This window comes from Rhodococcus sp. 06-462-5 (assembly GCF_002258315.1).
Taxonomy (GTDB): Bacteria; Actinomycetota; Actinomycetes; order Mycobacteriales; family Mycobacteriaceae; genus Rhodococcoides.
Genome location: NZ_NOYD01000005.1, coordinates 331,052 through 356,939 on the forward strand (window position 1 = coordinate 331,052; position 25,888 = coordinate 356,939).

25 protein-coding genes are annotated in these 25,888 nt (G+C 65.5%); 10 read left to right on the top strand and 15 right to left on the bottom strand.

The genetic code is table 11. The features are described 5' to 3' along the window. Nucleotides 1–15 precede the first annotated feature (15 nt). Entirely contained in the window at nucleotides 16–864 is an 849-nt protein-coding gene (locus CH251_RS03710; protein ID WP_094611868.1) for a Bax inhibitor-1/YccA family protein, read from the bottom strand. Nucleotides 865–1,061: 197 nt separating this feature from the next. Here CH251_RS03710 and CH251_RS03715 point away from each other — a divergent pair, with 197 nt between their 5' ends. Further along, nucleotides 1,062–1,487, top strand: a complete 426-nt coding sequence (locus CH251_RS03715) for a hypothetical protein (RefSeq protein ID WP_094611869.1) — start codon at nucleotides 1,062–1,064, stop codon at nucleotides 1,485–1,487. 4 nt (nucleotides 1,488–1,491) lie between these two features. On the opposite strand, the gene CH251_RS03720 is transcribed toward CH251_RS03715, so the two are convergent. Continuing rightward, the gene (locus tag CH251_RS03720; RefSeq protein ID WP_094611870.1) at nucleotides 1,492–2,619 is read right to left on the bottom strand and encodes a methyltransferase; all 1,128 of its coding nucleotides are present in this window, start codon (nucleotides 2,617–2,619) and stop codon (nucleotides 1,492–1,494) included. An 82-nt stretch (nucleotides 2,620–2,701) separates the two neighbouring features. Between CH251_RS03720 and CH251_RS27755 the strand changes: the two genes are divergently transcribed. Next, a complete protein-coding gene (locus CH251_RS27755; protein WP_254923930.1) occupies nucleotides 2,702–2,824 on the top strand; it encodes a hypothetical protein in 123 nt (40 codons plus the stop codon). A 13-nt stretch (nucleotides 2,825–2,837) separates the two neighbouring features. Here the strand turns inward: CH251_RS27755 and CH251_RS03725 are convergent, their stop codons facing one another. From CH251_RS03725 to CH251_RS03735, 3 genes are read right to left on the bottom strand one after another with little or no spacing between them, the layout of a single operon-like run. Beyond that, nucleotides 2,838–3,362, bottom strand: coding sequence for a peroxiredoxin (locus tag CH251_RS03725; protein ID WP_032397591.1), 525 nt, complete (start codon nucleotides 3,360–3,362; stop codon nucleotides 2,838–2,840). A 16-nt stretch (nucleotides 3,363–3,378) separates the two neighbouring features. After that, complete coding sequence (locus CH251_RS03730; RefSeq protein WP_094611871.1) at nucleotides 3,379–4,149, bottom strand: tyrosine-protein phosphatase; 771 nt, start codon at nucleotides 4,147–4,149, stop codon at nucleotides 3,379–3,381. Nucleotides 4,150–4,174: 25 nt separating this feature from the next. Then, nucleotides 4,175–4,747, bottom strand: a complete 573-nt coding sequence (locus CH251_RS03735; RefSeq protein ID WP_094611872.1) for an antibiotic biosynthesis monooxygenase — start codon at nucleotides 4,745–4,747, stop codon at nucleotides 4,175–4,177. A gap of 171 nt (nucleotides 4,748–4,918) precedes the next feature. Here CH251_RS03735 and CH251_RS03740 point away from each other — a divergent pair, with 171 nt between their 5' ends. Further along, the gene (locus CH251_RS03740) at nucleotides 4,919–5,410 is read left to right on the top strand and encodes an Lrp/AsnC family transcriptional regulator (protein WP_094611873.1); all 492 of its coding nucleotides are present in this window, start codon (nucleotides 4,919–4,921) and stop codon (nucleotides 5,408–5,410) included. Further along, nucleotides 5,407–6,585: an FAD-binding oxidoreductase gene (locus CH251_RS03745; protein ID WP_094611874.1), complete on the top strand. Its 1,179-nt coding sequence runs from the start codon at nucleotides 5,407–5,409 to the stop codon at nucleotides 6,583–6,585. Before CH251_RS03740 ends, CH251_RS03745 begins: the two co-directional genes overlap by 4 nt. 68 nt (nucleotides 6,586–6,653) lie before the next feature. On the opposite strand, the gene CH251_RS03750 is transcribed toward CH251_RS03745, so the two are convergent. Continuing rightward, entirely contained in the window at nucleotides 6,654–7,271 is a 618-nt protein-coding gene (locus CH251_RS03750) for a TetR/AcrR family transcriptional regulator (RefSeq protein WP_094611875.1), read from the bottom strand. Between the two features lie 146 nt (nucleotides 7,272–7,417). Here CH251_RS03750 and CH251_RS03755 point away from each other — a divergent pair, with 146 nt between their 5' ends. After that, nucleotides 7,418–8,887, top strand: coding sequence for an MDR family MFS transporter (locus tag CH251_RS03755; protein ID WP_094611876.1), 1,470 nt, complete (start codon nucleotides 7,418–7,420; stop codon nucleotides 8,885–8,887). Between the two features lies 1 nt (nucleotide 8,888). Here CH251_RS03755 and CH251_RS03760 read toward each other — a convergent pair whose 3' ends face one another. The 4 genes from CH251_RS03760 to pdhA form a co-directional block, all read right to left on the bottom strand. Next, entirely contained in the window at nucleotides 8,889–11,036 is a 2,148-nt protein-coding gene (locus CH251_RS03760; RefSeq protein WP_094611877.1) for a thiamine pyrophosphate-dependent enzyme, read from the bottom strand. 37 nt (nucleotides 11,037–11,073) lie between these two features. After that, nucleotides 11,074–12,363, bottom strand: coding sequence for a dihydrolipoamide acetyltransferase family protein (locus CH251_RS03765; RefSeq protein WP_094611878.1), 1,290 nt, complete (start codon nucleotides 12,361–12,363; stop codon nucleotides 11,074–11,076). A gap of 63 nt (nucleotides 12,364–12,426) precedes the next feature. After that, nucleotides 12,427–13,422 (bottom strand): alpha-ketoacid dehydrogenase subunit beta, encoded by a 996-nt coding sequence (locus CH251_RS03770; protein ID WP_094611879.1) that lies wholly within the window; start codon nucleotides 13,420–13,422, stop codon nucleotides 12,427–12,429. Beyond that, nucleotides 13,419–14,501 carry a pyruvate dehydrogenase (acetyl-transferring) E1 component subunit alpha gene (pdhA, locus tag CH251_RS03775; RefSeq protein WP_094611880.1) on the bottom strand — a complete coding sequence of 361 codons (1,083 nt, stop codon included), beginning with the start codon at nucleotides 14,499–14,501 and terminating at the stop codon, nucleotides 13,419–13,421. Before pdhA ends, CH251_RS03770 begins: the two co-directional genes overlap by 4 nt. Nucleotides 14,502–14,635: 134 nt before the next feature. On the opposite strand from pdhA, the gene CH251_RS03780 reads away from it, so the two are divergent. Together CH251_RS03780 and CH251_RS03785 are read left to right on the top strand one after the other, a co-directional pair. Then, on the top strand, nucleotides 14,636–15,115 hold the full coding sequence (locus CH251_RS03780) for an Lrp/AsnC family transcriptional regulator (RefSeq protein ID WP_068050387.1): 480 nt from the start codon (nucleotides 14,636–14,638) through the stop codon (nucleotides 15,113–15,115). A 167-nt stretch (nucleotides 15,116–15,282) separates the two neighbouring features. Beyond that, nucleotides 15,283–16,398, top strand: a complete 1,116-nt coding sequence (locus CH251_RS03785) for a Glu/Leu/Phe/Val dehydrogenase (protein ID WP_373454906.1) — start codon at nucleotides 15,283–15,285, stop codon at nucleotides 16,396–16,398. A gap of 90 nt (nucleotides 16,399–16,488) precedes the next feature. Here the strand turns inward: CH251_RS03785 and CH251_RS03790 are convergent, their stop codons facing one another. Continuing rightward, a complete protein-coding gene (locus CH251_RS03790) occupies nucleotides 16,489–17,940 on the bottom strand; it encodes an NAD-dependent succinate-semialdehyde dehydrogenase (protein ID WP_094611881.1) in 1,452 nt (483 codons plus the stop codon). A 1-nt stretch (nucleotide 17,941) separates the two neighbouring features. Further along, entirely contained in the window at nucleotides 17,942–19,306 is a 1,365-nt protein-coding gene (gene gabT / locus CH251_RS03795) for a 4-aminobutyrate--2-oxoglutarate transaminase (protein ID WP_094611882.1), read from the bottom strand. A gap of 130 nt (nucleotides 19,307–19,436) precedes the next feature. Here gabT and CH251_RS03800 point away from each other — a divergent pair, with 130 nt between their 5' ends. Then, complete coding sequence (locus tag CH251_RS03800) at nucleotides 19,437–20,933, top strand: PucR family transcriptional regulator (RefSeq protein WP_094611883.1); 1,497 nt, start codon at nucleotides 19,437–19,439, stop codon at nucleotides 20,931–20,933. A gap of 28 nt (nucleotides 20,934–20,961) precedes the next feature. Continuing rightward, entirely contained in the window at nucleotides 20,962–21,672 is a 711-nt protein-coding gene (locus tag CH251_RS03805) for a YoaK family protein (RefSeq protein ID WP_094611884.1), read from the top strand. Nucleotides 21,673–21,679: 7 nt separating this feature from the next. On the opposite strand, the gene CH251_RS03810 is transcribed toward CH251_RS03805, so the two are convergent. From CH251_RS03810 to CH251_RS03820, 3 genes are read right to left on the bottom strand one after another with little or no spacing between them, the layout of a single operon-like run. Then, nucleotides 21,680–23,365, bottom strand: a complete 1,686-nt coding sequence (locus CH251_RS03810; RefSeq protein WP_094611885.1) for an NAD(P)/FAD-dependent oxidoreductase — start codon at nucleotides 23,363–23,365, stop codon at nucleotides 21,680–21,682. Further along, a complete protein-coding gene (locus CH251_RS03815) occupies nucleotides 23,362–24,183 on the bottom strand; it encodes a carbon-nitrogen hydrolase family protein (protein ID WP_094611886.1) in 822 nt (273 codons plus the stop codon). The genes CH251_RS03810 and CH251_RS03815 overlap by 4 nt, the downstream gene beginning before the upstream one ends. Then, nucleotides 24,180–24,812, bottom strand: a complete 633-nt coding sequence (locus CH251_RS03820) for a helix-turn-helix domain-containing protein (protein WP_094611887.1) — start codon at nucleotides 24,810–24,812, stop codon at nucleotides 24,180–24,182. The genes CH251_RS03815 and CH251_RS03820 overlap by 4 nt, the downstream gene beginning before the upstream one ends. Nucleotides 24,813–24,928: 116 nt before the next feature. Here CH251_RS03820 and speB point away from each other — a divergent pair, with 116 nt between their 5' ends. Beyond that, nucleotides 24,929–25,888 carry an agmatinase gene (gene speB, locus CH251_RS03825; protein WP_032405057.1) on the top strand — a complete coding sequence of 320 codons (960 nt, stop codon included), beginning with the start codon at nucleotides 24,929–24,931 and terminating at the stop codon, nucleotides 25,886–25,888.

Consider the following 25,888-nt stretch of genomic DNA (forward strand, 5'->3'; position numbering starts at 1 on the left):
TTTTTCGTGTGAGTACTAGTCGTTCTGGAAGTAGCTCAGCAGACGCAGGATCTCGACGTACAGCCAGACCAACGTGATGGTCAGACCGAGGGCGACACCCCAGGCTGCCTTCTCGGGAGCCTGTGCGCGGATCAGCTGATCGGCCTGGTCGAAGTCGAGCAGGAAGCTGAACGCCGCGATGCCGATGCAGACGAGGCTGAAGATGATGGCCAGCGGTCCGCCGGAGCGAAGACCGAAACCGTCCTCCATGAAGAAGCTGGCGACGAGGTTACCGAGCATCAGGACGACGACGCCGATGAGGGCACCGACGATCATGCGGGTCAGACGCGGGGTGACGCGGATCGCGCCGGTCTTGTAGACGATCAGCATGCCGAAGAACACGCCGAACGTGCCGAGGATGGCCTGGCCGATGAGAGCCGATCCACCGACTCCGCCGAACGCGACATCGGTGAACATCAACGACAGTGCTCCGAGGAACACGCCTTCCGCAGCGGCGTACGCGAGCACGATTGCCTTGTTGTCCATCTTGCGACCGAAGGTCGCGAACATGACGAGGCCGAAGCCGATCAAGCCGCCACCGATGACGAACGGGATGGCCAGGCCGGTGTTGTTGGAGACCAGCAGGTACGAGATGATCGCCGTGACGCTCAGCACACCGAGGGTGATGCCGGTCTTGGTGACCACGTCGTCGATGGTCATGGCCCGCTGTGAGGGCTGCGTGGTGTACGGATCGGCCTGCGTTCCGGGATGCTGGCCGAAGGTTGCGGCCTGCGAGGCTCCAGCCGTCGCAGATCCGAATGTGGCGTAGCCGCCGCCCTGCTGCTTGGGCAGGTTGCGGAACACCGGGTTGCTGGAGGTGCGCACCGTGTCTCTTCCCTTCGTAAGTTCTGATCCCCACCGGGGATCTCCCCGTCGGTCATCAGTAGAACGTCTGACATCCGGACAAAAGTTCCCAGGAGGAGAACTTCTACGACGGACAAATCGGACTCTACCGGGTAGGGGCTCGACACGCGGAGACGACGGCGTGTGTGACACCGAATCGAAACGGGCACTATGAGGAAATGGCAATCGAAGACGGACCCGACCAGACTTTGGACCCCAGCGAAAGCGTCGACTCCGACGAGGTGCGCAACGACGACGGCGACACCGTGGTCGATCCCCCCGATCACTGGAGCGAGGCCAACAGCTTCGGCACCACCGCTCGCGAGGCAGCCGAGGGCGAGAGCCTGGACCTCAAGCTCAGCGAGGAAGAACCCGACATCGCCGTCGAGGAAGACCTCGACCGTCCGATCACGGAGACACCCGACGACGAGTTGACCGAGGAACTGGTCGACCACGTCATCGAGGAGTCGGACGAGGATCCCGACGTCGACTACGCGGAAGGCCAGCGTCAGGCCGAGATCGTCGAAGGCACTCTCGTCGAGGATCTCGGACGCAACCGGGGCCAGATCGACGGAACACCCGAAGACGGCGGCCCGGTCACCTGACCGCCTACCGTTGCTCGCTCGGACGTACCGAGCGAGCAACGGTGAACTTGCCGTTCTTTCCCATCAGGTCGGTGGGGCCGACCGCGTCCGCCAGTTCGCGCCGATAGTTCAGGTGGGTGTTGAACACCGTCCACAGCTGCCCTCCGGGCCTCAGCACTCGGCCGGCCGCCGTGAACAACTTGCTCGCGCCGCCTGTGTGCACCGCGGCACCCTCGTGGAACGGCGGGTTGCAGACCACCAGATCGACCGACGCGGACTCGACAGTGGACATTGCATCGTCTGCGAGCACCGATACTCGCGTCCCGTTCGCCTCCGCAGTGGCCTTTGCCGACGCGATCGCCGCGGATGATCGATCGGTGGCGATCACCTCGAGATCGGGCCTCGTTCGAGCCAATTCGGTGGCGAGAATTCCTGTGCCACAGCCCAAGTCGACGGCAACACGGGCTCGCGGGAGCATCTTCGGAACGAACTCGAGCAGGTACCTGGTCCCGATGTCGAGACCGGCACCTGCGAACACCGCCCCGTGCGCCACCACCGTCAAGTCCAGGTCGGCAATTCGCTTGCTCACCGGATACGTCATGCCCGACGCCACCGCCCCGCGTGCGGTGAGCACTCGGGCTTTCTGTCGGCCGCGGCCGGCCGTCACCGTCTCGAACGAGCGTCGTAGGACGTCGTTCATCGCCGGGGTCATGTGCTTGTCTCGTCCGCCCGCGAGGACGACGACGTCCGCGGACGCGTGCGCCGCGATGTGCTCGGCGATCTCGGTGAGTTCGGCCAGACCTCGCGGCAACTGCATCAGCACCACCCCGACGCCGTCGAGCAGTTCGGCACCGAGCGCGTGCTGGGTGTACGTGCCGGCCATCGAGACCCGTGCCGCGTTCAACTCGAGCGCGCGCACTCCGGTGACGGCGTCCTGATGCACGCGTATCGCGGTGAACCCGAGAGACACGGCCCCGAGGGTCAGGGCTCCGTACCGGTCGCCGATCACCGCGATCGGCGTGGTCCTGTCGATTCCGGGGAGTTCGTCGACGGTGTCGAGGACGAGGCGGTCCGCAGCGTCGACGGCATGGAGGTTGGGTGCCTCGGCGTCGGGCTCACGACGAAGGGCGTCGAACAGGGATTCATCGGGCACTCGAGCAGTATCCCACCCTGCGGAGCCCGGACAGTCCGCGCGGCGAGTGGCTATTGCCGCGAATCAGGGGCATGCTCGGGGAATGGAACACAAGGACAAGAACGAGGCGCTCTTCAGCCACCCCGACGACGCATCGACCGATGCGCACGCCGAAACATCGAAGCCTGCCGTCTACACCGCCCTGTTCAGCGGCGCGAACGAATAGCGAGAACAGCCCTTCACGACAGGTAGCGCAGGTACTCCAACGCCTTGGTCGCATGTACGTGACCGCGTTCGCTCTGCACCACCATCCGCACCACTCGGTTCCGATCGATCACGAATGTCGTCCGCTTCACGGACAGTAGCTGCCGCAGGTACCCCCGGTTGGCTGCATGCGCCCGCCCGCGTTCGAGCTCACGAAGCCGACGCCGCCGGGTGAACCACCCGCCTCGTCGCACTCCGAACTGCTCGGCCACCGCACCGTCGGAGTCGGACAGCAACGGATAGTCGAACGACCTCTGCAGCGCGAAATGCTGGTTGCGATCTCGGGTGTCGGTACTGATGCCGACACGTTGTGCGCCGAATCTCTCGAATTCCGTGCCCAAGTCCCTGAAATGGCACGCTTCGGCGGTGCAGATGGGGCTGTTGGCCGCCGGGTAGAAGAACAGAACGACCGGGCCCGACGCAGTCAGGTCGGTCAGCGCACGCAGTTCCCCGGAATGGTCCGGTAGCTCGAAATCCGGGGCGGTATGTCCGATACGCATGGGGCGAGGCTACCGCTCAGTCGTTCACGAGGGCGGCAGTCAGGCGACGCCGGAGGTCCCGATCGATACCCAGGTGCGTCAGATATCCGTCGAACGATCCGTGTGTCGACTTCATGACGTCCAGCCCGTGCTCCAGGTAGGACGCGCGAACGCCCAGTATCGCCTCGGTGGGTCGGACCTCCGTGTCGGACGCTCCCACCCAGGTTCGGCGCACGTGTGCGAGTAGGGGCTCGATCGCGTCGTTGCTGCGTAGGTAGTCCGCGACGATGCCGTCCTCGCTGACACCGGCCGCCCGCAACACCGTTGCGACCGTCCACCCTGCCCGGTCCTTGCCCGCCGCGCAGTGCACCAGGACGCCGCCGCGACGCTCGACGATCGCGTCGACCACGCGCTTGATCGCATGCGACGCACCGTCGAGAGTCGAGAAAGACGCATACGCCCGCATCATGTAGTCCACTTGACTCTGCTCGTCGCTGATCGGAGCTTCATGAGGGGCGCGCTCGCCCCGCACGATCTCGAAGGGAACCGAGATCGATTCCACGCCCGGCGGAACACGGTCCGCGCCACTGCGACCTATCTCGGTCTCGCCACGAAAGTCGAACACCGTGCGAATTCCGAGATCCGCGACGGTGCGCTGACCGTGCTCGGTCAGCGCACTCAATTCGGATGCGCGATAGAGCAATCCAGGCCGAACCGCCGCCCCGTCCGTCGTAGGCGCACCGCCGAGATCGCGAAAGTTCCAGGCCCCGTCGAGGGCGAATTGATCCTGTACCGGAACGTCGGGCATGGGTTCGACCCTATCGAAGGTGATGCTACGAGCGCGGCACCAGCCACCGACGCAGCCGGGCAGTGACGAACGGCATCACCACGTAGACCATCAGCGGCGTGCACATCATCACCACCAGCGCGGTGCGCAGGGCCACGTTCAGATCCGTCAAATGCGGCGTCAGAACGATGTTCACGAGCAGACTGACGGCGTAGAACGCGACGCCGATCGAGACCGCCTGCTTCCACCGCGGCGGCGGACCACCGATCACTCGGACGGCGTCGGTGAGGTTGGACTGCGGCTCGAACCATCCCTCCACACCCGAGAGTCGATGTGTCACAACGTCGTCGGCGATGGGACGGCCGGTACTGAGCCAGGTGCGCCTGGCATCCGAGCGCAGCCAGGCGTCGAGGTTGTCGTGTGTCTCGAATCGATACACCACGTGGTAGTCGCTGGAGCCGCCGGAACTGCGCAGCCAACCGCCACCGAGAAAACCGGGAAAGGTTCGGACGAGATCCATCCCGCGATCGGTCCACTCCACGAAGTCGGCTTCGTATCCCTGACGAACGCGTCGTGCGACCGAGGTCGTGACGTGATCGAGCGTGTCGGTCGTGGTCATGCGGTACCCCTCCTGCGCGTGTTCGTCGCGGATCGATGTGTTCTACACAGAGTGCGGCCAGATGGACCGACATTCAAATCGGGAGCCGAATCGGAGATCGATGGCTCCTTGCCGGAAAGAATGTGACAATTCGTCCACACAGACCCTTCTCGAGCGACCAGGAGTGGACGGATGGCACAGACCGAATACGAGCTCGACGATGTGGACCGACGTATCGTCACCGAGCTCAGCCGTGACGGCCGAATGTCCATGCGCGCCCTGGCCGAGGCCACCCATATCTCCCGAGCGCACGCCTACGTGCGCGTCGACCGTCTTCTCGACGAAGGGGTGATCGAGGGATTCACCGCGCGCATCGCCTACGAGAAAGCGGGGTTCGGCGCGTCGGCGTATGTGGCACTGTCCATTCGGCAGGATTCCTGGCGCGCCGTCGCCGACGACCTGAGTACCTTCCCCTTCGTCGAACACGTCAGCCTCATGGGCGGCGACTTCGACGCACTCGTTCTGGTGCGAGCTCCGGACACCTCGGCGCTACGCCATCTGGTGCTCGACAAGCTGCAGGGACTCGACGGGATACTGTCGACGCGAACCTGGCTGATCTTCGACGAGGCGATCGGCCCCGGCGCGCAGTGGACCGCAGAGACAACGAACGGGAGCAATCCATGACCACGTCCGAGCGGGAACGGAACTCCACCGACGTCATCGTGATCGGCGGCGGAATCGGGGGTGTCTCGCTCGGCTACGAACTCGCGAGCGACCGACGCGTCACACTGCTCGAGCGCGAACCGACCCTGGCCTTCCACACCACCGGACGTTCGGCCGCCCTGTTCCTGGAAACCTACGGCAACAGCACCATTCGGGCGCTGACGACAGCCAGCCGGGCCTTTCTGGTCGACCCGCCGGAGCACTTCCGAACCGAGCTGCTGGCCCCGCGTCCGCTGCTGCAGTTCGCGGTCATCGGGCGGGGTGACGCGCTCGAGGCGATGTATGCGGACGTCAGCCGACTGACTCCCGACGCCCGATTGGTCTCCCCGACCGACGCGCGCACGCTCTTTCCGCCGCTGCGCCCCGAGCTGATCGATTGTGCACTGTACGAACCACATTCGATGGAGGTCGACGTCCACGCGCTGCACCAGGGTTTCGTGCGGGGGCTGCGCGATCGAGGTGGACAGGTCCACACCGGGGCAGGCGTGACGCAACTCGGACGCGTCGACGGACTGTGGCACGTGCACACCACGGACGGGTCGGTCCACACTGCTCCCCTCGTCGTCGACGCAGCAGGCGCGTGGGCGGACGTCGTGGGCGGCATGGCGGGTGCCGATCCGATCGGACTCGTCCCGATGCGTCGGTCGGTGTTCATGGTCGCCGCGCCCGACGATCTCGACACCGCGAATCTTGCGACGTTGAGCGATATGGACGAGAAGTTCTACATCAAACCCGAAGGCAGGAGTGGAGCCCGCGGAACGACCGTGGGGAATGCACAACTCTTGTGCTCACCTGCAGACGAGACGCCCACCGAGCCGAGTGACGCGCGCCCCGACGAGTTGGAGATCGCGCGGGCGTTCGACGACATCGCCGAGGCCACCACGCTGACGGGCCGGCATCTGCGCTCGTCCTGGGCAGGTCTGCGCAGTTTCGTTCCCGATCGCACCCCAGTCGTGGGCTTCGACCGGAAGGTCGAGGGTTTCTTCTGGTGCGCCGGGCAGGGTGGGTACGGAATCCAGACCTGTGCGGCACTGGCACGAGTCGGCGCGTCAATCGTTCGCGGAGAACCACTTCCGGCCGACGTCACCGCCCGCGGACTCGTCGAAGCGGACCTGTCGCCAGGCCGCTTCGGGTGAGAGGCGCTTCGCGCCACGTGCACGAAAACTCGACCCCTGCTACGAAGTTCCACTCACGACGTCCACCGTCAGCCGGCCACGACGCGTCGTAGATCGCGCAGCGTGGTTCGGTAGATGTCCACCAGGTCGGCCTCCTGCCCGGCATCGATGCGCTCGGCCCAGTCGTCGAAGGCGATCCGCATGGCCATCCCGGCACCCTCGATCAGCAACCGTGCGTACGAACGTGATTCGTGGCCATCGAGCTTGGCGGCCACCGAGTCGGTGACGCGACACAGCGTCATGGCGTCGGTCGCGAAGGCGGCGGACCGCAGGTGATCGTCGCGCCCGATCAGCCGTCGGGTACGCAGTAATCGATCTCGCGCTTCGTGCGGTGCCGTGGATAATCGTTCGACGGATCGCTCGTACAGTGCTTCGATAGCTGCAAGGGTGATGTCCGCGGGGGCCGTCGATGCCAGCCAGGCGTCGATGTCGAGCTCGAACTCCGGGGCGAGCCCGAGAACCGATTCTTCCTTGGATGCGAAGCTACGAAAGAACGTGCTGGGCGATACTCCGGCCCGACGTGCGATCTGGTCGACCGTCGTTGCGGCGCAGCCCTGCGTCTCGAACAGTTCGAGCGCGGCACGGGTGATCTCGAGCTGGGTTTCTCGGCGACGTCGCTCTCGCAGGTCCGGCACGTGCTCGCTCATCGTCCTCCACCCATCGCCTACTTCTTCGTATTCTCACCGTCAACTTACCAGCAATGTTCAAGTTGACAGTCACTATCACAATGAGTCAGGCTGTCGCAGCACGACCTTTCTCCACACTTGAACCCATACGCGAAAGTTCTCGACAAATGACCACACCTGAGACCGACCACGCACCCGACGCGCAACTCGCGCCGGGCAGCAAGTTACTGATCGGCATCCTCGTCATCGCGGCGTTCGTCATGATCCTCAACGAGACGATCATGAGCGTGGCGCTACCCACCCTGATGGTCGACCTGAGCATCACGGCAACGACGGCGCAGTGGCTCACCACCGGATTCCTGCTGACCATGGCCGTGGTCATTCCCATCACTGGCTACCTGTTCCAGCGATTCACGTTGCGTCAGGTCTTCGTGGCCGCAATGACGCTGTTCACCGTCGGCACGTTGTTCGCGGCCTCGGCCCCGGGCTTCGAACTGCTCCTGCTGGGGCGCATCACCCAGGCCAGTGGCACAGCAATCATGTTGCCGCTGCTCATGACCACGGTGCTCACCGTCGTCCCGGCCCACAAGCGCGGCGCGATGATGGGCGTGATCTCCATCGTCATCGCCGTCGCACCCGCGGTCGGTCCGACGATCTCGGGGATCATCCTCGCGTCGCTGGACTGGCGTTGGATGTTCTGGCTCGTTCTTCCGATCGCACTGATCGCGTTCACCATCGGGACCACCCTGGTGAAGAACGTGACCGAGACCGGTCGGCCGTCGTTCGATCCCGCGTCGGTCGTATTGTCCGCGTTGGCTTTCGGCGGCATCGTCTACGGCCTGAGCAGCCTGGGACATTCGGCCGAGGAGTCCGTGGTGCCGGTATGGCTGCCGCTGGTCGTCGGTGCCGTCGCCCTCGTGGTGTTCGTTCTCCGGCAGATCTCGCGGCAGGATCGCGGCGGCGCGCTGCTGGACATGCGGCCGTTCCGCACCACCACCTTCAGCATCGGGCTCGGCATGATCGCGATCTCGATGATGGCCCTGTTCGGTGCCCTGATCCTGCTGCCGATGTACCTGCAGAACGTCCGCGGTCTCGACACTCTCGACACCGGACTGATGCTGCTCCCCGGCGGACTGCTGATGGGTCTGCTCGCCCCGTTCGTCGGCAGAATCTTCGACCGAGTCGGGCCGCGTCCGCTGGTGATTCCTGGAGCCGTCGTGATGAGCGCCGCCCTGTGGTCGATGACCGTGCTCGACGCGCAGACTGCCCTGCCGCTGGTCATAGCCATCCACATGCTGCTCTCGGCCGGCCTCGCGCTCATCATGACGCCGCTGATGACGTCGGCACTGGGTTCGCTGCCCACCCCGCTGTACTCGCACGGAAGCGCAATCTTCAACACTGTGCAGCAGTTGGCCGGCGCCGCCGGAACCGCACTGTTCGTCACCGTCATGTCGAACACCGCGGCGGCCCGAATCTCCGACGGCGCAACCCAGGTCGGCGGTTCGGAGGCGGGCATCCACACCGCCTTCCTCTACGGCGGCGCAGTATCTCTGGTGGCGGTGGCGGCGTCGTTCTTCATCCGCGCTCCGGCACGCAAGGATGTCGACGAGGTCGCTCCCGTGCAGCCGGTGCACTGAGTCAGGCGGATTCGACCATCTCCACAGCCGCAGAGACGATCTCGTCTTCCGACAGGAGGACGAGATCGGCTGCGGCACCCAGCGGAACGAACGAATTCTTGCTCGCCACTCGGCGGACCATACCCGCGTAGCCACCCTCGACGAGAGCCGTCACGACGCCTTCTCCCACTCCCCCGTCGTATCGGGTCTCGTCCGCGACCAACACTCGATCGAAGACGTCGAGCCGGCTCAGAAGGTCGTCGACCGGCAGCGGAACGATCCAGCGCAGATCGACGATCGTCACGCCGATCCCGCGCTCACGCAACCTCGATGCGGCACGCCTGCTCATCACCACGCCGTTACCGAAGGTGACTATGGCCAGATCGTCACCGTCCGAATGGGTTGCGATGGTGGCGAACTCGGCCGACGCGTCGTCGACGCACCGCAACGCTCCGTCGCCGTCGTCCAGATCGACGCGGTGGTACAAAGCAATCGGCTCCAGAAAGACGCACACCCGTCCCTCCTCCACGGCCAGCGCCACACACGTCCGCAGCAGCGCGGCGGCCTCGGCCGCGGAACTCGGAACCGCGACGACGATGCCCGGAATATCGCGCAGAACCGCTACCGCGTTGTCGTTGTGAAAGTGCCCGCCGAAACCGCGCTGATACGCCAGACCGGCGATGCGCACGACCATCCCGTTGGTGAACTGCGCATCGGAGAAGAACTTGAGCGACGCGGCCTCACCGCGAAGCTGATCCTCGGCATTGTGCAGATACGCCAGATATTGGATCTCGGGTATCGGGACGAATCCCGCGAGCGCGGCACCGAGGGCGGTGCCGAGCACCGTCTGCTCGTCGAGCAGCGTATCGAAAACCCTTGCTGCGCCGTACTTCTTGCGCAAACCCTTGGTGACGCCGTAGACGCCGCCCTTGACGGCCACGTCCTCCCCGAACACGAGGATGTCCGGTCGCGCCGCCATGATGTCGGCGAGTGTCCTGTTGATCATGGCGGCGAGCGTCAGACGCGGCCCGCCCGGTGCCGGTCGCAGGCTCTGCTCGGTGGCGGCCACGGCACTCGGTCGTCGTTCGGTGAGCGGAGCCATCACTGCGTCCGCGGTCGCCAGGCGCGACGACGCCCCGGACCGCAGCGACTCGACCACAGCCTCGGCCTCGGTCATCACGGTCTCGCGCACTGCCTCGTAGCGGTCTTCGACGTCGGCTGCCGAGAGCACTCCGGCCCCGATCAGCGCACGTGCGCAGGCGAGCAACGGATCTCGTGCGTAGTCGCCGACGATGTCTGCGTTGGTGCGGTACGCGAGCTCGGCGTCGGATCCGGCGTGGCCCATCAACCGCACCGTCTCGAGATGCAACAACACCGGCCGACGCCCCTTCCGCACCGCGGCGACAGCGGCGTCCACGGTAAGCATCAGCGCGACCGGGTCGGTCCCGTCGGCTCGCACGTACTCGATCGACGGAAATCGGCTGAGCGACTGCTCGATCCAGCCCCGCGGTGACCGCGTACTGATTCCGATGCCGTTGTCCTCGCAGACCAGAAGGATCGGCATCGGAATCGACTGGTGGGCACAGTACGCAGCCGAATTGAGTGCACCGACGGTGGTCGAATGATTGGCCGAGGCATCGCCGAAGCTGCACACCACGATGGCGTCCTCGGGCCATGGCGTTCGATGACGCAACGCCTTCGCTCGCCCCAGCGCGAATGCCAGACCGACCGCGCGCGGGACCTGCGAACCGATGGTGGACGTCTGCGGCACGATGCCCAGATCGGGGTGTCCGAACACCTTGTGCCGTCCGCCCGAGATGGGGTCGCGGGTGGAGGCCACCAACCCGGCGAGCACGTCGCGGATCGGATTGGACCCCGAATTCTGTTGTGCACGTGCGGCATAGAAGCCGCCGGAGCGGTAGTGCAGCAGGGCCGGGTCGGTGACGGTCGTCGCCGCACCGACGGTTGCATTCGCCTCGTGCCCGGACGATCCGATGGTGTAGTACCCGAAGCCCTCGGACTGCAACCAGCGGGCTGCGAAGTCCAGGTGCCGGCTGGCGAGCTGCGCATCGAAGCACCGCAGCAGACGATTCGGATCGGCGAGCTCCGGCCCGCTCGTCGCCGCGACACGGATCCGATCCAGGAAATGCGCGTCGATCGCGTTCGCCACGCCCGCCCCTCTTCGTCTCACGGTACGAGCCGGGAAGTCAGCCCAGCGCGATCATATCCACCGGATTGCTCAACAACCGGCCGACGAGCGCGAGAAACTGCGATCCTTGCTGCCCGTCGACGAGGCGATGGTCGAACGAGAGCGACAGTGTCGTCACCGACCGCAGTGCGATCTCGCCCTCGTGTTCCCACGGCATGCGGCGAATGGAGCCGAAACAGAGGATGGCAGCCTCGCCGGGGTTGAGGATCGGCGTACCGGCGTCGACTCCGAACACTCCGACATTGGTGATGGTGATCGTGCCGTCGGCAAGATCGGCCGGACTGCTCTTGCCTTCCTTGGCCGTCCGCGTCAGATCCGACAACGCGCGTGCGATGTCCACCAGAGACTTCTCGTGTGCGTCCTTGATGTTCGGCACCATCAGCCCGCGCGGAGTCGCGGCGGCGATACCGAGATTGACGTAATGCTTGGTGACTATCTCCTGTGTCGTCTCGTCCCACGAAGAGTTGAGCGACGGATTCGATTTCAGCGCAACGAGAACCGCCTTGGCGACCAGAGCCAGCGGGGTCAGACGAACGTCGGCGAAGTGAGCAGACGCCCGCAGGGAGTCCAGCAGTGTCAGGGTTTCGGTGACGTCGACGGTGACGAACTCGGTGACGTGCGGAGCGGTGAATGCACTGCGCACCATCGCATCCGCCGTGTGCTTGCGTACTCCCTTGATCGGCGTGCGCTCCTCGCGACCGACCCGTTCCACTGTCCGCTCCTCGACCGGGTTGTCACCCTTCAGGTAGATGTCGATGTCCTCACGGGTGACGTCGCCGCGGTCTCCGGTGGCTGGCACCTCGGCGAGGTCGACGGCATTGTCCTTGGCCATCTTTCGCACCGGTGGCGCAGCCAGCGGTTTCCCGTTCTGCCCGTTCGGTGTTGGGGTGGCCGGTGCGGCACCTCGACCGCTGCGTCGACTGGAGCCTTCCTTCGCCACGCCGTAGCCGACGAGAACCGGAACGCGCTCGTCCCCGTCTTCGGCCGGAACCGTCACGTCCACCTCGGGAGCGGCGGGCTCCGGCTCGGTGTCGGCGTCGTCGCCACCGACCCTGATGTCGATGATCGGCACCCCGACCTCGACGGTGTCACCTTCCGCCACGTGAAGGGCTGCAACGACGCCGGCGAACGGTGAGGGAAGTTCCACGGCGGCCTTGGCCGTTTCGACCTCGGCGATGTTCTGATTCAGCTCGATGGTGTCGCCGACGGCGACGAGCCAGGTCAGCAGATCGGCTTCGGTGAGTCCTTCCCCGAGGTCGGGCAACGGAAAGCTCTTGATGGTGGGCATCGTCGAATCCTGTTCGGTACGTATCGGCGGCGGTCGGTAAGCGCTGGGTCAGTGAGAGCCGGGTCAGTGCGAGCGGCAGCGGTCGACTGCGTCGAGGATCCGGTCGACGTCGGGAAGGAAGAATCTCTCCAGTTTCGATGCCGGGTACGGGGTTCCGAAGCCGCCGACGCGCAACACCGGTGCCTTGAGGTTGTAGAAGCACCGTTCGGAGATTCGAGCTGCGATCTCCGAACCGAGTCCCATGAACACCGGTGCCTCGTGGGTGACGACCAGACGCCCGGTCTTGCGTACCGAGGCCTCGATGGTCTCGAAGTCGATGGGCGAGAGCGAGCGCAGATCGATGACCTCGATCGACACTCCCTCGTGGGCGGCGACTTCGGCGGCCTTGCGTGCAGTGGCGACGAGTGGTCCGTACGCGATCAGGGTGACGTCGGTGCCCTCGGTGACCACTCGTGCCCGATGCAGCGGGTACGACGCGTCGGCGTCGAGGTCGATCGGACTCTTCTCCCAGTACCGACGCTTCGGCTCGAAGAACAGCACCGGATCGTCGCTTGCGATGGCCTGCTGAATCATCGAGTAGCCGTCGGCGGCGTTGCTGCACGTGACCACGCGAAGGCCCGCGGTCTGCGCGAAATACCCCTCGGGAGATTCCGAATGATGCTCTACGGCACCGATTCCGCCGCCGTAGGGAACCCGGATGGTCATCGGAATCTTGACGTTGCCACTGGTGCGGTAGTGCAACTTGGCCACCTGCGAGACGATCTGATCGAACGCCGGATAGATGAAGCCGTCGAACTGAATCTCGCACACCGGCCGAAAGCCTCGCATCGCGAGACCGACGGCGGTGCCGATGATTCCCGATTCCGCCAACGGCATGTCGAGTACTCGACCGGGACCGAAGTCCTTCTGCAGGCCGTCGGTGATGCGGAAGACGCCGCCGAGCTTGCCGATGTCCTCGCCCATCAGCAGGACCTTCGGGTCGTTCTCCATCGCCCGTCGCAGACCTGCATTGATGGCCTTGCCCAACGGAAGACTGGTGGGCCGTTCCAGGGTGGTCATGACGTAGCTCCTTCGAATCCGGCCTGGTACGAGGCGAATTGGGCGCGCTCGTCGTCGAGTAGGGGGTGGGGATCGGCGTAGACGTTGTCGAACACCGACATCGCGGTCGGTTCGACGGTCTCGAGGCAGCCGCGACGAAGCTCGGCTGCGACGTCGTCGGCGGTGCGCTTCACCGAGGCGGCGAATGCGTCGTCGAACACGCCGATTCGCCTGAGCAACTTCTCGATTCGATCGATCGGATCCTTGGCGCGCCATTCGTCGTCGGTGGCACCCGAGCGGTATCTCGTAGGGTCGTCGGAGGTGGTGTGCGGGCCCATGCGGTAGGTGACGGCCTCGATGAGCGTCGGGCCGCTACCTTCACGGGCGCGGGCGAGTGCTGCCCTGGTCACGGCCAGGACGGCGAGAACGTCGTTGCCGTCGACGCGGACCGACGGGATTCCGTATCCCTCACCGCGGGCGGCGATGGTCGCCTTCGTCTGCACCGTGACCGGTTCGGAGATGGCCCACTGGTTGTTCTGGCAGAAGAACACCACCGGTGCGTGGAAACTCGCGGCGAAGCCGAGTGCCTCGGAGATATCGCCCTGGCTGGTGGCACCGTCGCCGAAGTAGGTGATGGCCGCGCCCTCGGCACCCTCGAGTTGCATGCCGATGGCGTATCCGGTTGCGTGCAGGCCCTGAGATCCGACGATGATGGCCGGCGTCGTCATGCGGTATTCGTACGGGTCCCAGCCGGAGAGGGTCGATCCGCGCCAGAAGCGCAGCATCTGCGTCGGGTCGACGCCCCGGCAGTAGGCGACCCCGTGCTCGCGGTAGCTGGCGAACACGAAGTCCTCGGTGTCGAGCGCGCGGGCCGAACCGACCTGCGCCGCTTCCTGACCGAGCAGGGGTGCCCACAACCCCAGTTCGCCCTGTCGCTGCAGTGCGGTCGCCTCGGTGTCGATGCGGCGGACGACCACGAGATCGCGGTACAAGTCCATCATCGCGGCCGTGTCGATGTCGGCGACCAGCGGCGAGTAGGTCTCGTTGCGGACCACCGTCCCAGATTCCTTTATCAGCTGCACCAGCGAGGTGGTAGTCATGATCGTCGCACTCTCCGTCGTGATGTGATGTCCTTCACAAGGAGACCACCGACGTCCACCCTGCACAAGTGATGACTTCGTAACTGCGCAGTGTGCACAATATTGGGTAACGACCGAGCTACAGGAAGTGCGCAATGACCGATCTGGACAAGACCGACGCCCGACTCCTTCTCGCCCTCTGCGCCAAACCGCGCGCCACCGGTGTCGAACTCGCCACCACTCTGGGCCTGTCCCGCAACACCGTCCAGGCCCGCCTGGGTCGTTGGGACGACAAGGGATCGCTCACGCCGATCGATCACCGCATCCCACCGAAGTCGTTGGGACGCCCGTTGCAGGCGTTCGTGACCGCACAGGTCAACCAACACACGTTGGCCGCGGTCACCGAGCACCTGCGCACCATCCCGGAGGTGCTCGAGGTGTTCGGACTGTCCGGAGCAGCGGACATGCACATCCGCATCGCAGCCGTCGATGCCGACGACCTGTACCGCATCGCCGGTCTCATTCTCGATATCCCCGGGGTCGAGCGCACCAACATGTCCATCGCGATGAGCGAGTTGATCCAATACCGCACCAAGCCGTTGCTCGAGCAGCTCGCCGAGGACGGTCGTCGCTGAGCAGCCCGACCATCCCGGCTCGATCGATCCGGGATGCACCGTGCAACATGCACATTCTCGGCAACAGCGGTTGACCAGCGTGCACGTTCACGACACCCTTCGGGGACACGAATTCCGGATACCACCCATTTCCGGTACCGCCGCCTCATCACCGAAAGAGACCGCCTGTGTCCGTCGTTGCCGACCACCCCGCCGCATCGAGCACCTCGTCCGATTCCTTCCCCGCCGCGACCGGCGTCTTCGATCGTCCCGACATGCCGCGCGACTGCGCACACGAACGCGTCGTGTTCTGTCAGGACCCCGACACCGGGCTGCGCGCGATCATCGCGGTCCACTCCACGGCCCTCGGTCCGGCTCTCGGCGGAACTCGCTTCTACCCCTACGTTTCCGAGCAGGAAGCGTTGACCGACGTGCTGCGCCTCTCCCGCGGAATGACGTACAAGGCGGCCGTCGCGGGAGTCGATCTCGGCGGCGGAAAAGCAGTGATCATCGGCAACCCCAACGCCATCAAGACCCCGACGCTACTGGGTGCGTACGGCCGGTTCGTCGACTCGCTCGGCGGAACCTACGTCACCGCAGGCGATGTGGGCACCAACAGCGACGATCTCGACATCATCGCCGAGGAGACGGCGCACGTCGTGGGCAAGAACACCACCGCGGGCGGCACCGGCGACAGCGGCCCCCAGACCGCGCTCGGCGTCTTCCTCTCGCTCCTGGCCGCAGCCGAATCCACCTGGGGCTCGGACGATCTGACCGGCAAGCGCGTCGGCGTCGAGGGGGCGGGCAAGGTGGGCTACAACCTCGTCGCACTGCTTCGCGAGGCCGGTGCCGAGGTGGTCGTCAGCGACTCCTACCCGCCTGCCCTCGATCGCATCGCCCTGGACTTCCCCGGTGTCACGGTGGGTTCCGACATCATCGGTGCCGACATCGACGTCTACGCGCCCTGCGCCATGGGTGCCACTCTCGACGCGTCCTCGGTGGCCCGGTTGTCGGCGTCCATCGTGTGCGGCGCGGCGAACAATCAACTCCTCACACCCGATGTCGAGGCCATGTTGGCTGCGCGCGGAATCGTCTGGGTACCCGACTACGTCGCCAACGCCGGCGGCTTGATCCAGGTGGAAGGCGAACTGCGCGGCAAGGATTCGGCCGAGGTGATGGCCACGATCGGCAAGATCCGCGACACCGTCACGGGCATCTTCGCCATCGCCCGCGCCGAGGGCATCCTGCTCGGGGCAGCAGCCGACCGCCTGGCCGAGGATCGAATCGCGGCTGCTCGGAGCTGATCGCAGGCTTGCAACTGTCGCTCCACTCCAGGCTCGAAGTCACGTACTTCCGTGTGCCCGAGCGTGGAGTGGAGCGAAACGTGCAGATATCTACCGGAGCGCGATGTACTTGGTCTCGAGGTATTCCTCGATGCCCTCCGAGCCACCCTCGCGTCCGAAGCCCGATTCCTTTACGCCACCGAACGGGGCGGCCGCGTCGGAGATCGCGCCCCGATTGACCCCGACCATGCCGGTGTCCAGTGCTGCCGACACCCGAAGGGCTCGGTCGAGGCTCTCGGTGTAGAAGTACGCCACCAACCCGTACCGGGTGTCGTTGGCTGCGGCGACGGCCTCGTCCTCGGTGTCGAATCCGATGATCGCCGCGACGGGCCCGAAGATCTCGTCCTGCAACAGCTTCGCGTCGGCGGGGATTCGGTCGAGCACCGTCGGCGCGTAGAAGAAGCCGGGTCCCTCGGGCGCGGCTCCGCCGGTGCGCACCCGGGCTCCCTTCGAGACGGCGTCGTCGACCAGTGCGGTGACCGTTCGACGCTGCTTGTCGTTGATGAGCGGCCCGATGTCGGTGCCGTCTCGGTCACCCGGACCGACCGTGAGCGCGTCGATCCGAGCGGTCAGCTTCGCGGTGAATTCCTCGCGCACCGAGTTGGCAACGTACAGACGATTCGCCGCTGTGCACGCCTCACCTCCGTTGCGCATCTTGGCCAGCATCGCTCCGTCGACGGCGGCGTCGACGTCTGCGTCGTCGAACACGATGAACGGGGCGTTGCCGCCGAGCTCCATCGACGTCCGCAGGAGTCGGTCGGCTGCACTGCGCACCAGCAGTTTTCCCACCCCGGTCGAACCGGTGAACGTGATCTTTCGCAGCCTCGGATCGTCCATCAACGGTCCGGTGACGGACGCGGCGTCGGAGGCCGGGAGTATCGACAGCACGCCGCGGGGCAACCCGGCGTCGGCGAACACCTGCCCGAGGAGCAGCATCGTCAGCGGGGTGTCCTCGGCCGGTTTGACGATGACGGTGCAGCCAGCCGCCAGAGCCGGGCCGATCTTGCGGGTGCCCATGGCCAACGGAAAGTTCCACGGGGTGATCGCCAGAACCGGTCCGACCGGCGACTTGGTGACGAGGATCGAGCCGTTGCCCGCAGGGGCGGGGGTGAACCGGCCGCCGATTCGGACGGCCTCCTCACCGAACCAGCGCAGGAATTCGCTGCCGTACTTCACCTCACCGTGGCTCTCCGCCAACGACTTTCCCATTTCCAGTGTCATCAGCAGAGCGAAGTCGGCAGCACGCTCCTGCAGCAGGTCGAAGGCGCGCCGCAGAATCTCGGCTCGCTCACGAGCGGGCGTCGCCGCCCACCCCGGCTGCGCCGCGGCGGCAAGGTCGAGCGCGGTGATGCCATCGGCCGCGGTGGCGTCGGCGACGGTGGTCAACTCCTCGCCGGTTGCCGGGTTCAGCACAGCGAATCGTGCACCCGACGCCGACGGTGACTGCACGCCGCCGAGCCACAGTTCGGTGGGCAGCTTGGAGATCAGGTCTGTAGCCGACATGTCAGTTCCCCTGTGCCACAGCGCGCAGCGCGTCTTCGAGGACGGTGAGCGCTTCGCTCAGCAACTCGTCGGAGATCACCAGAGGAGGCAGCAACCGGATGACGTTGCCGTAGGTACCGCACGTCAGCACGATCACCCCGGCCGCGAGTGCCGCCGCCGCAACGGCTTTGGTGGCCTCCGGGTTGGGCTCACGCCCACCCGGCACGACGAGCTCGATCGCGAGCATGGCCCCGCGGCCACGCACCTCACCGATGATGCCGACCTCGGCACTCAACGCATTCAGGCGCTCGAACACGATCCGTTCGATGTCGCGGGCGCGGGCGTTGAGGTCGAGGGTCTCCATCTGCTCGATCGACGCCAGGGCCGCGGCGCAGGCGACGGGGTTTCCGCCGTAGGTGCCGCCGAGTCCACCGGGGTGCACGGCGTCGATCAGATCGGCACGGCCGGTCACCGCGGCCAGCGGCATGCCACCTGCAATCCCCTTCGCCATGGTGATCAGATCCGGCACGACGCCTTCGTGTTCGCTCGCGAACCACGCTCCGGTGCGGGTGAATCCGGCCTGCACCTCGTCGGCGATGAACACCACGCCGTTCTCGTGTGCCCAGTCCGCCAGGGCAGGCAGGAATCCTTCTGCGGGCACGATGAAGCCGCCCTCGCCCTGGATCGGTTCGATCAGGATGGCCGCAAGATTGGCGGCGCCCACCTGTTTTTCGATGACCGAGATCGCCCGGGCCGCAGCCTGGGCACCGGTGACCGCGGAACCGTCGGAGTTCAGGCCCTCCCTGAACGGGTAGGACATCGGCGCCCGATACACCTCAGGAGCGAACGGCCCGAACCCGCTCTTGTACGGCATCGACTTGGACGTCAGCGCCATCGTCAGATTGGTACGACCGTGGTAAGCATGGTCGAACACGACGACAGCCGACCGCCCGGTGGCGTGACGTGCGATCTTCACGGCGTTCTCGACGGCCTCGGCACCGCTGTTGAACAGGACGCTGCGCTTGTCGTGATCCCCCGGCGTCAACTCGGCCAGTTTCTCGGCGACCTGGATGTACCCCTCGTACGGCGCGATCATGAAACACGTGTGGGTGAAGTGTGCGACCTGATCCTGCACTGCCGCAACGACTGCCGGGTTGGACGCACCGACTGTCGTCACCGCGATTCCGGCCCCGAGGTCGATCAGCGAGTTCCCGTCGACATCGACCACGACGCCACCGTCGGCGTCGGCCACGTACACCGGCAGCGTCGACGCCACGCCTGCACCGACGACGGCCTTGCGGCGCTGCGCCAACGCCGCCGACTTCGGACCGGGGAAGGCGGTGACGATCTTGCGCTCCTGCGGAAGTCGGTACTCGATCGAGGCCATGGTCGCACCTTTCGTGTGGGCTTGTTCAGCCAGTATGCGACTCTCCGAGCGAGACAGCGGGACGCCATTTCGTACACATCAGGACGAGATCGCACTCCATTTCGGCAGCGACAGGGCTACAGTTCGACTGGTGAGCGTGCAGATGTCCTGGCTGCTGAGGCAGCAACACCTCCGCCTGAGTCATCGCGGCGGACCGGAGCGCAGCACTGCGCCGATCACCTTCGCACAGGCGACCGAACTCACCGATCCGAGCCCCTGGCTGTCCGGCGGTGAACTGATTCTCACGACCGGGCTCGGCTTCGATGCCGACGGCCCGGCTCTGGCCACCTACGTCCGGACTCTTGCGGCCGCGGGTGTCGCCTGCCTCGGGTTCGGAGTCGGGTTGTCCCACAGCACAATTCCGCGTCACATTCTCGACGCGGCCGAGGATGTCGGCCTTCCCGTCGTCGAGGTCCCCTACGACACCCCGTTCGCCGCCGTGATCAGAGCGGTCATGAAGCGCATAGCCGAGCAGGAATACGAGCAGGTTCTGCGCGCGGCCTCGGTCCAGACCCGCATCACTCGGGCAGCGTTGCACGGCGGCGTCGACGCGATCGTTCGCGAACTGGCCGTCGCCACGTCCACGTCGGTGGCACTGATCGGCAATCGCACCGAATCGTTCCATCCCGCCTCCGCAGCCGATCTCGTCGAGCGTGCCCGCGACGTCGCCCGCAGCATTCGCCCGTCGTCGTCACCGGCCACGGTCTCGGTCAGCGAACCGGGGTGCACCGTCACTCTGCACTCCGTCGCGATCTCCGGCGGGGCGTCGAGCTATCTCGCCATTCGAACCGCGGGCCCGGTGACGGGCGTCGAGCAGATCCTGCTCGGGCACGCGGTGTCGCTGGTGACACTCGAACTCGAGAAGCCCACGCGGCTGCGCGCCGAGCAGTCCCGACTCAACACGCTCGCGCTCGGGTTACTACTGGACGGCCATCTACCTTCCCCTGACGGCTCTGCGCTACCGAGCTATCTCGTCGACGCCGCCGACGACGACTCTCGCGTCAGGGTTGCGATGGTCCGCGGACCGGCCGAGCGCGTCGTCGAGGCCATCGATGCCGAGTGCCGGGCCCGGGCGCGGCCCACGTTCGCGCGCAAGACCGATACCGGTGTCGCGGTGTTGTTGCGCGGTACCGACGACTCCGATGTCGTTGCTCGACTGCTCGATTCACTGCCGAGGTCGGTGTGCGTCGGACTGAGTTCCAGCCACCACATCACCGAGACCCCCGTTGCGGCGCAGCAGGCTTCGCTCGCGTGCGCAGCGGCCGGCGCGAGCGATCGGATCGTCGAGTTCACCGGATCGATGCTGTTGGCTTCCGAACCGGTGCAGGAGTCGTTGCGTGCCATGGCTGCCGTCACCATCGCGGTACTGGCCGAGTACGACCGCACCCACTCCGCCGATCTGGTGGCATCACTCCGGGCTTTCCTCGAGGCGAACGGGCATTGGGAAACCGCTGCGGCGCACCTGTCCGTTCATCGTCACACGCTGAGGAACCGGATCACGCGGTGCGAGGAATTGCTCGCGGTGGATCTGGCGTCGGCGCGGGTGCGAGCCGAACTGTTGCTCTCACTGCTTGCCACGACGACGTGAATATCGGCAATCGTGTCAGGATCTCCCGATGACCACGCCTCGTCCCGAACCCCACATTGCCATCGCAACTGCGAAATCGGTTCGGCTCGGAGTTCTGCTGGCGGCAGTCGGTGGATTCCTCGACGCGTACACGTTCATCACCCGGGGCGGCGTGTTCGCCGGCGCACAGACCGGCAACGTTGTCCTGCTCGGTGTCGATGTCGCGGGTGGCCGATGGGTCGAGGCGCTGGCCTTTCTGCCCCCGTTGGCTGCCTTCGTCCTGGGCGTCGCGACCGCAGAATTCATCGCGCTGCCCGCGGTTGCGAAGATCGTACGACGACCGGTGCGGGCGGTTCTGGTGTTCGAGATCCTCGTGGTCCTCGTCGTCGGATTCCTGCCGGCGACGGTGCCCGATGCGGCGGTCTCGGTGATCCTCGCCCACGTTGCCGGCGTACAGGTGACCACCTTTCGCGTACTGGTGGATTCGCCGTTCAACACCACCATGACGACCGGGAATCTCCGCAGCATGGCGATGGCCGCATTCCATCGGGTGGTCGAACACGATCTCGAGGCCGGAACCCGCGCCCGACGGTTCGGCGCGGTGATCTCGGGATTCTTCGGCGGGGCGCTGCTCGGTGCAGTTGCGGTCGAGCTGTTCGGGTTACGGGCGATCTGGGTGGTTGCCCTCATGCTCACCATCGCGCTGGCACTGTTCGTGTTCGACGAGCGCTCCCCCCGGCCGCGATCGACGAAGCACTGAGCGAACGCTAGTCGCCCAATCGAAGTGGTGCGATGGCATCGAACACATCGCCCGGCCCCGGGTTGCCCTCGGCCGACGTTCCTCCCAGATGATGTACGACGCCCCACACCGCATTGAGTGCAGTGTGAATGGCACCCTCGGCCCACCCCGCCGTCCACGAGATGTCGTCGCCGGCAAGGAAGATTCCTCGATGTCGCGGGTCGAGTCGGTGTTGCACGAAGTGCGTGAACAGCCGTTCCTGGTAGCGGTAGTGACCCGGCAGGTTGGCTTTGAAGGCACCCATGAAATCGCGTTCGGTTTCCCAGGACAGCGTCACCGGCGTCGAGATGATGTGACTGCGGAAATCGACGCCCGGGTAGATCTCCTCGAGCGAGCGCAGCATGATGTTCATGCGCTCGGTCGGGTCGAGCGCCAGCAGCTTGAGCGAATCGTCGGACCACGTGTAGGACAGGCAGATCAAGCCAGGCTTGCCCTCGCCCTGGTCGAGTAGGTAGGTGCCCCGGCTCATTCGGTCGGTCAGCGTCATGCTGACCACATCGCGGCCGGTGACCGGATCCTTGTCCTTCCAGAACGGCCGGTCGACTAGTGCGAAAACCTTGGTCGAACCCATGTAGTGGGTGCGTTCGATGGCGGTCCAGTGGTCGATGGGAAACAGATCGTCGTCACACCTGATGTTGCTGAGCAGCATCCAACTCTGGGCGGTCACGACGGCGGCCGCGTACGTGCGAATGTTGCCGCGGTCGTCGTGGATCGTGGTGCCGCCGTCGGTACGTCTGATCTCGGTGACGCGCGACATCGTGGTGCCGCCGTTCAGTGACGCCACCGACGTTCCCGCGGGCCAGTGCGCCATGTTCGCAGGCGATTCGGTCCACAGCCGCATCGGCAGTTGCTGCGAGCCGCCGACGATTCCGCGGTGGTGGTCGTCCGCTGCCGTGATGACGACTCGAAGGATCTCGAGGATCGAGTTGGGATAGTCGGTGTCCCAGCCACCCGTTCCGAAACCGACCTGGCCGAACAGCTCTCGCATCCGAAACGACGAGAAGTGTTCGGATGCGGCCAGGAATCCGTAGAAGGTCTGATCGTCGAACTTCACGATCAGCTCGTTCCAGATTCGCTTGATCTCGGCAACGTCGCGCCTGCGAACGGCACGCTGCAGTGGAATCAGTTCGGCGTGTTCCTCGAGCGTCCGGTTCCACGCGTCGGCGACCTCGGCGAACACCGGCGGTAGATCCTCGAGCTTCTGGGCGTAATGGCTCTCGCCCTTGAGGTCGATCACCGTACTGGGGGTCGCTTCTGCCAACGGGTTCGGAAAGGGCGTGGTCTCGAGGCCGACTGCGTCGAGGTAGTGGAACAGCGCAGTCGACGACGGCGGAAACCGCATCGCACCCATCTCGGCCACCACACCCGGGTGCCCCTCGAAGGGCACCGACCGCATCCGGCCGCCGATCCGATCCGATTCGTAGACAACGGGTTCCAGGCCGAGCCTGAGCAGTTCGTGGGCGACGACCATGCCGGCGAGTCCGCCGCCGATCACTGCGACCTTCGTACCGAGGGCTGCGTCGGGAACGCTGCCGAGGCCGGCCGGGTGCGCCAGGTAGTCGTCGTAGGCGAACGGGAAGTCCGGACCGAACATCGTGAGCGGCTGGTCGGCCTCGGATTCGATCGCGCTGTCCGGGGTGACGGGTGTGGTCATCGGTCGGTCTCCTGCTCGGACCGCGAGGGTCCTGTCGGGTAGAGGTCGGTACGGCGATCGGCCAGGTGGGTGTTGACCGAACGGGATCGAGCGAGCTCGGCCGGATCCAGATCAACCGTCAGAAGCTCCTCGTGCGCGCCTGCTCGCGCGAGGTCGCTGCCACTCGGCGCGACGGCACAGGTCTGTCCGCAGTACGTCAGACTCGTCTCCGTACCACAGCGATTGACGTAGGTGACGAACAGTTGACTCTCGTACGCGCGCGTCGGAACGACGTGGGTTGCGATGATCTCGAACGGAGTCATCAGTCCCGTCGGGACGATCAACCACTGCGTTCCGGCATCGGCGTGCGCACGAACGGTTTCCGGGAATTCGACGTCGTAGCAGGTGAGCAGACCGCAGCGCAGTCCGCCGAAGTCGAACTGCACCAACAGTTCCGGCCCAGGTGTGAAGTGAGCGCGATCGAGTTCACCGAACAGGTGGGTCTTGCGGTAGCGCGCCACCGACCGTCCTGATGCATCGATCACCTGCACCGCATTGAACAGGTTGACACCACTGCGTTCGGGATACCCGTAGACGATTGCGACGCAGTGGGATCGAGCGATCGTCGACACCCTCTCGAAGATCGGTCCGTCGAACGGTTCGGCTCGTTCGAGCACGAGATCACCGATGTCGTATCCACTGACCGACATCTCCGGGGTCACCAGGATCGACGCGCCTGCAGAGGCCGCACGCCTCGCGGCATCGTCGAGTGCGGCGAGGTTCGCGTCGACATCGCCGGCAAGCTCCGGCCCTTGGTACAGCGACACGGTGACGGTCATGCCTGCAACTCCTGTTTCCTCATCGGCAACTCCTCGGGCAGCGCGGGTGCCAACACCCACAGGACCCGAGCACCGTCCTTGCCTTCGGCTCGAAAACTGTGCCTGCGACGCGGCGAGAAGGTGAACGCATCTCCAGGACCGAGCAGCACCTCGTCACCCGCGAACGTACCGTCCGCTTCGGCCTCGAAGGTCACCCGCAACTCGCCCGTGATCACGTGCACGAATGTCACGTCGAGCGGAAGTGTGTACGCCTCGGCTCCGCTGCCGCCACCGGCGTCGATGTGACCCAGCAGCACCTGCACCCGGCGCTCCCCCACCGGCGTCAGTAGGTACTCGGTCATCGCTTCCCCGCCGAACATGATGCGCGGCAACGACTGCGCACGGACCACCTCACCGGACGGCACGTCGTCGAACAGCGATCCGACCGGAAGCTCCAAGGCGGCACAGACTCGAACCAGGGACGCCACCGACGCATTGACCTGGTCGCGTTCGAGCTTGGACAGATATCCCTTGGTCACTCCACAGGCGTCGGCGAGTGCGTCGAGAGTCAGGCGCTTCTTCTGCCGAGCCTCCTTGAGCCGCGCACCGATACGCGGCGCATCGCCGACGACCGACGTAGCAAGGGACACTGCTCTCGCCTCTCAGGAAACTTGTGTTGACAAGATCGAGCATCAGAGTAACGCTTGCCGGGCGAACTGGTCGACCCAACAGTCACCGGACTGATGACAATTCGGAAGGAATCTCGATGAACCCGAGCAATCCCGAGCACCCACCGATCGGTCCGGTCGACGCCACCAAGGTCCCCCGCTTCGCCGAGCCGACCACCTTCGCGCGGCTGCCCCGTCTCGACGAGGTGTCCCGCGCCGACGTCACCATCCTCGGTGTGCCGTTCGATTCCGGCGTGAGTTACCGTCCCGGCGCCCGCTTCGGCCCGGGTCACATCAGAGCGGCCTCGAAACTGTTGCGCCCGTACAACCCTGCGCTGAAGGTCTCACCCTTCGCCCGCCAACAGGTGGCGGATTTCGGTGACATCGGCGTCAATCCGTTCGACATCACCGAGGCCCTGACCACGGTGCACGACGCGGTGACGGACCTGCGCGCCGACGGCTCGTCGGTTCTCACCCTCGGCGGCGACCACACCATCGCACTGCCGATTCTGCGTTCGCTCGCACGCGATCACGGGCCGATCGCGGTACTGCACTTCGACGCGCACCTCGATACGTGGGACACGTATTTCGGTGCTCCCTACACTCACGGCACACCGTTCCGACGGGCAAGCGAAGAAGGTCTGATCGATCTCGAACGCTCACAGCACATCGGCATTCGCGGCCCGCTCTACAGCGAGCAGGACCTCGAGGACGATCGGGTGCTCGGGTTCCAGGTGATTCGGTCCGACGACTACGAGGTCGACGGCGTGGCCAGCATCGTCGAGCGGATGCGTCGTCGCCTCGACGGTGGCCCGGTCTACGTCTCGGTCGACATCGACGTACTCGACCCAGCACACGCTCCGGGCACCGGCACTCCCGAAGCCGGGGGAATGACCTCTCGCGAACTGTTGAACACGCTGCGTGGACTCGTCGGCCTGAACGTGGTCGGTGCCGACATCGTCGAGGTCGCGCCTGCGTACGACCACGCCGAGATCACCGGAATCGCCGCGGCTCACGTGGCCTACGAACTGCTCTCGGTGCTGGCCCTCAACCGATAG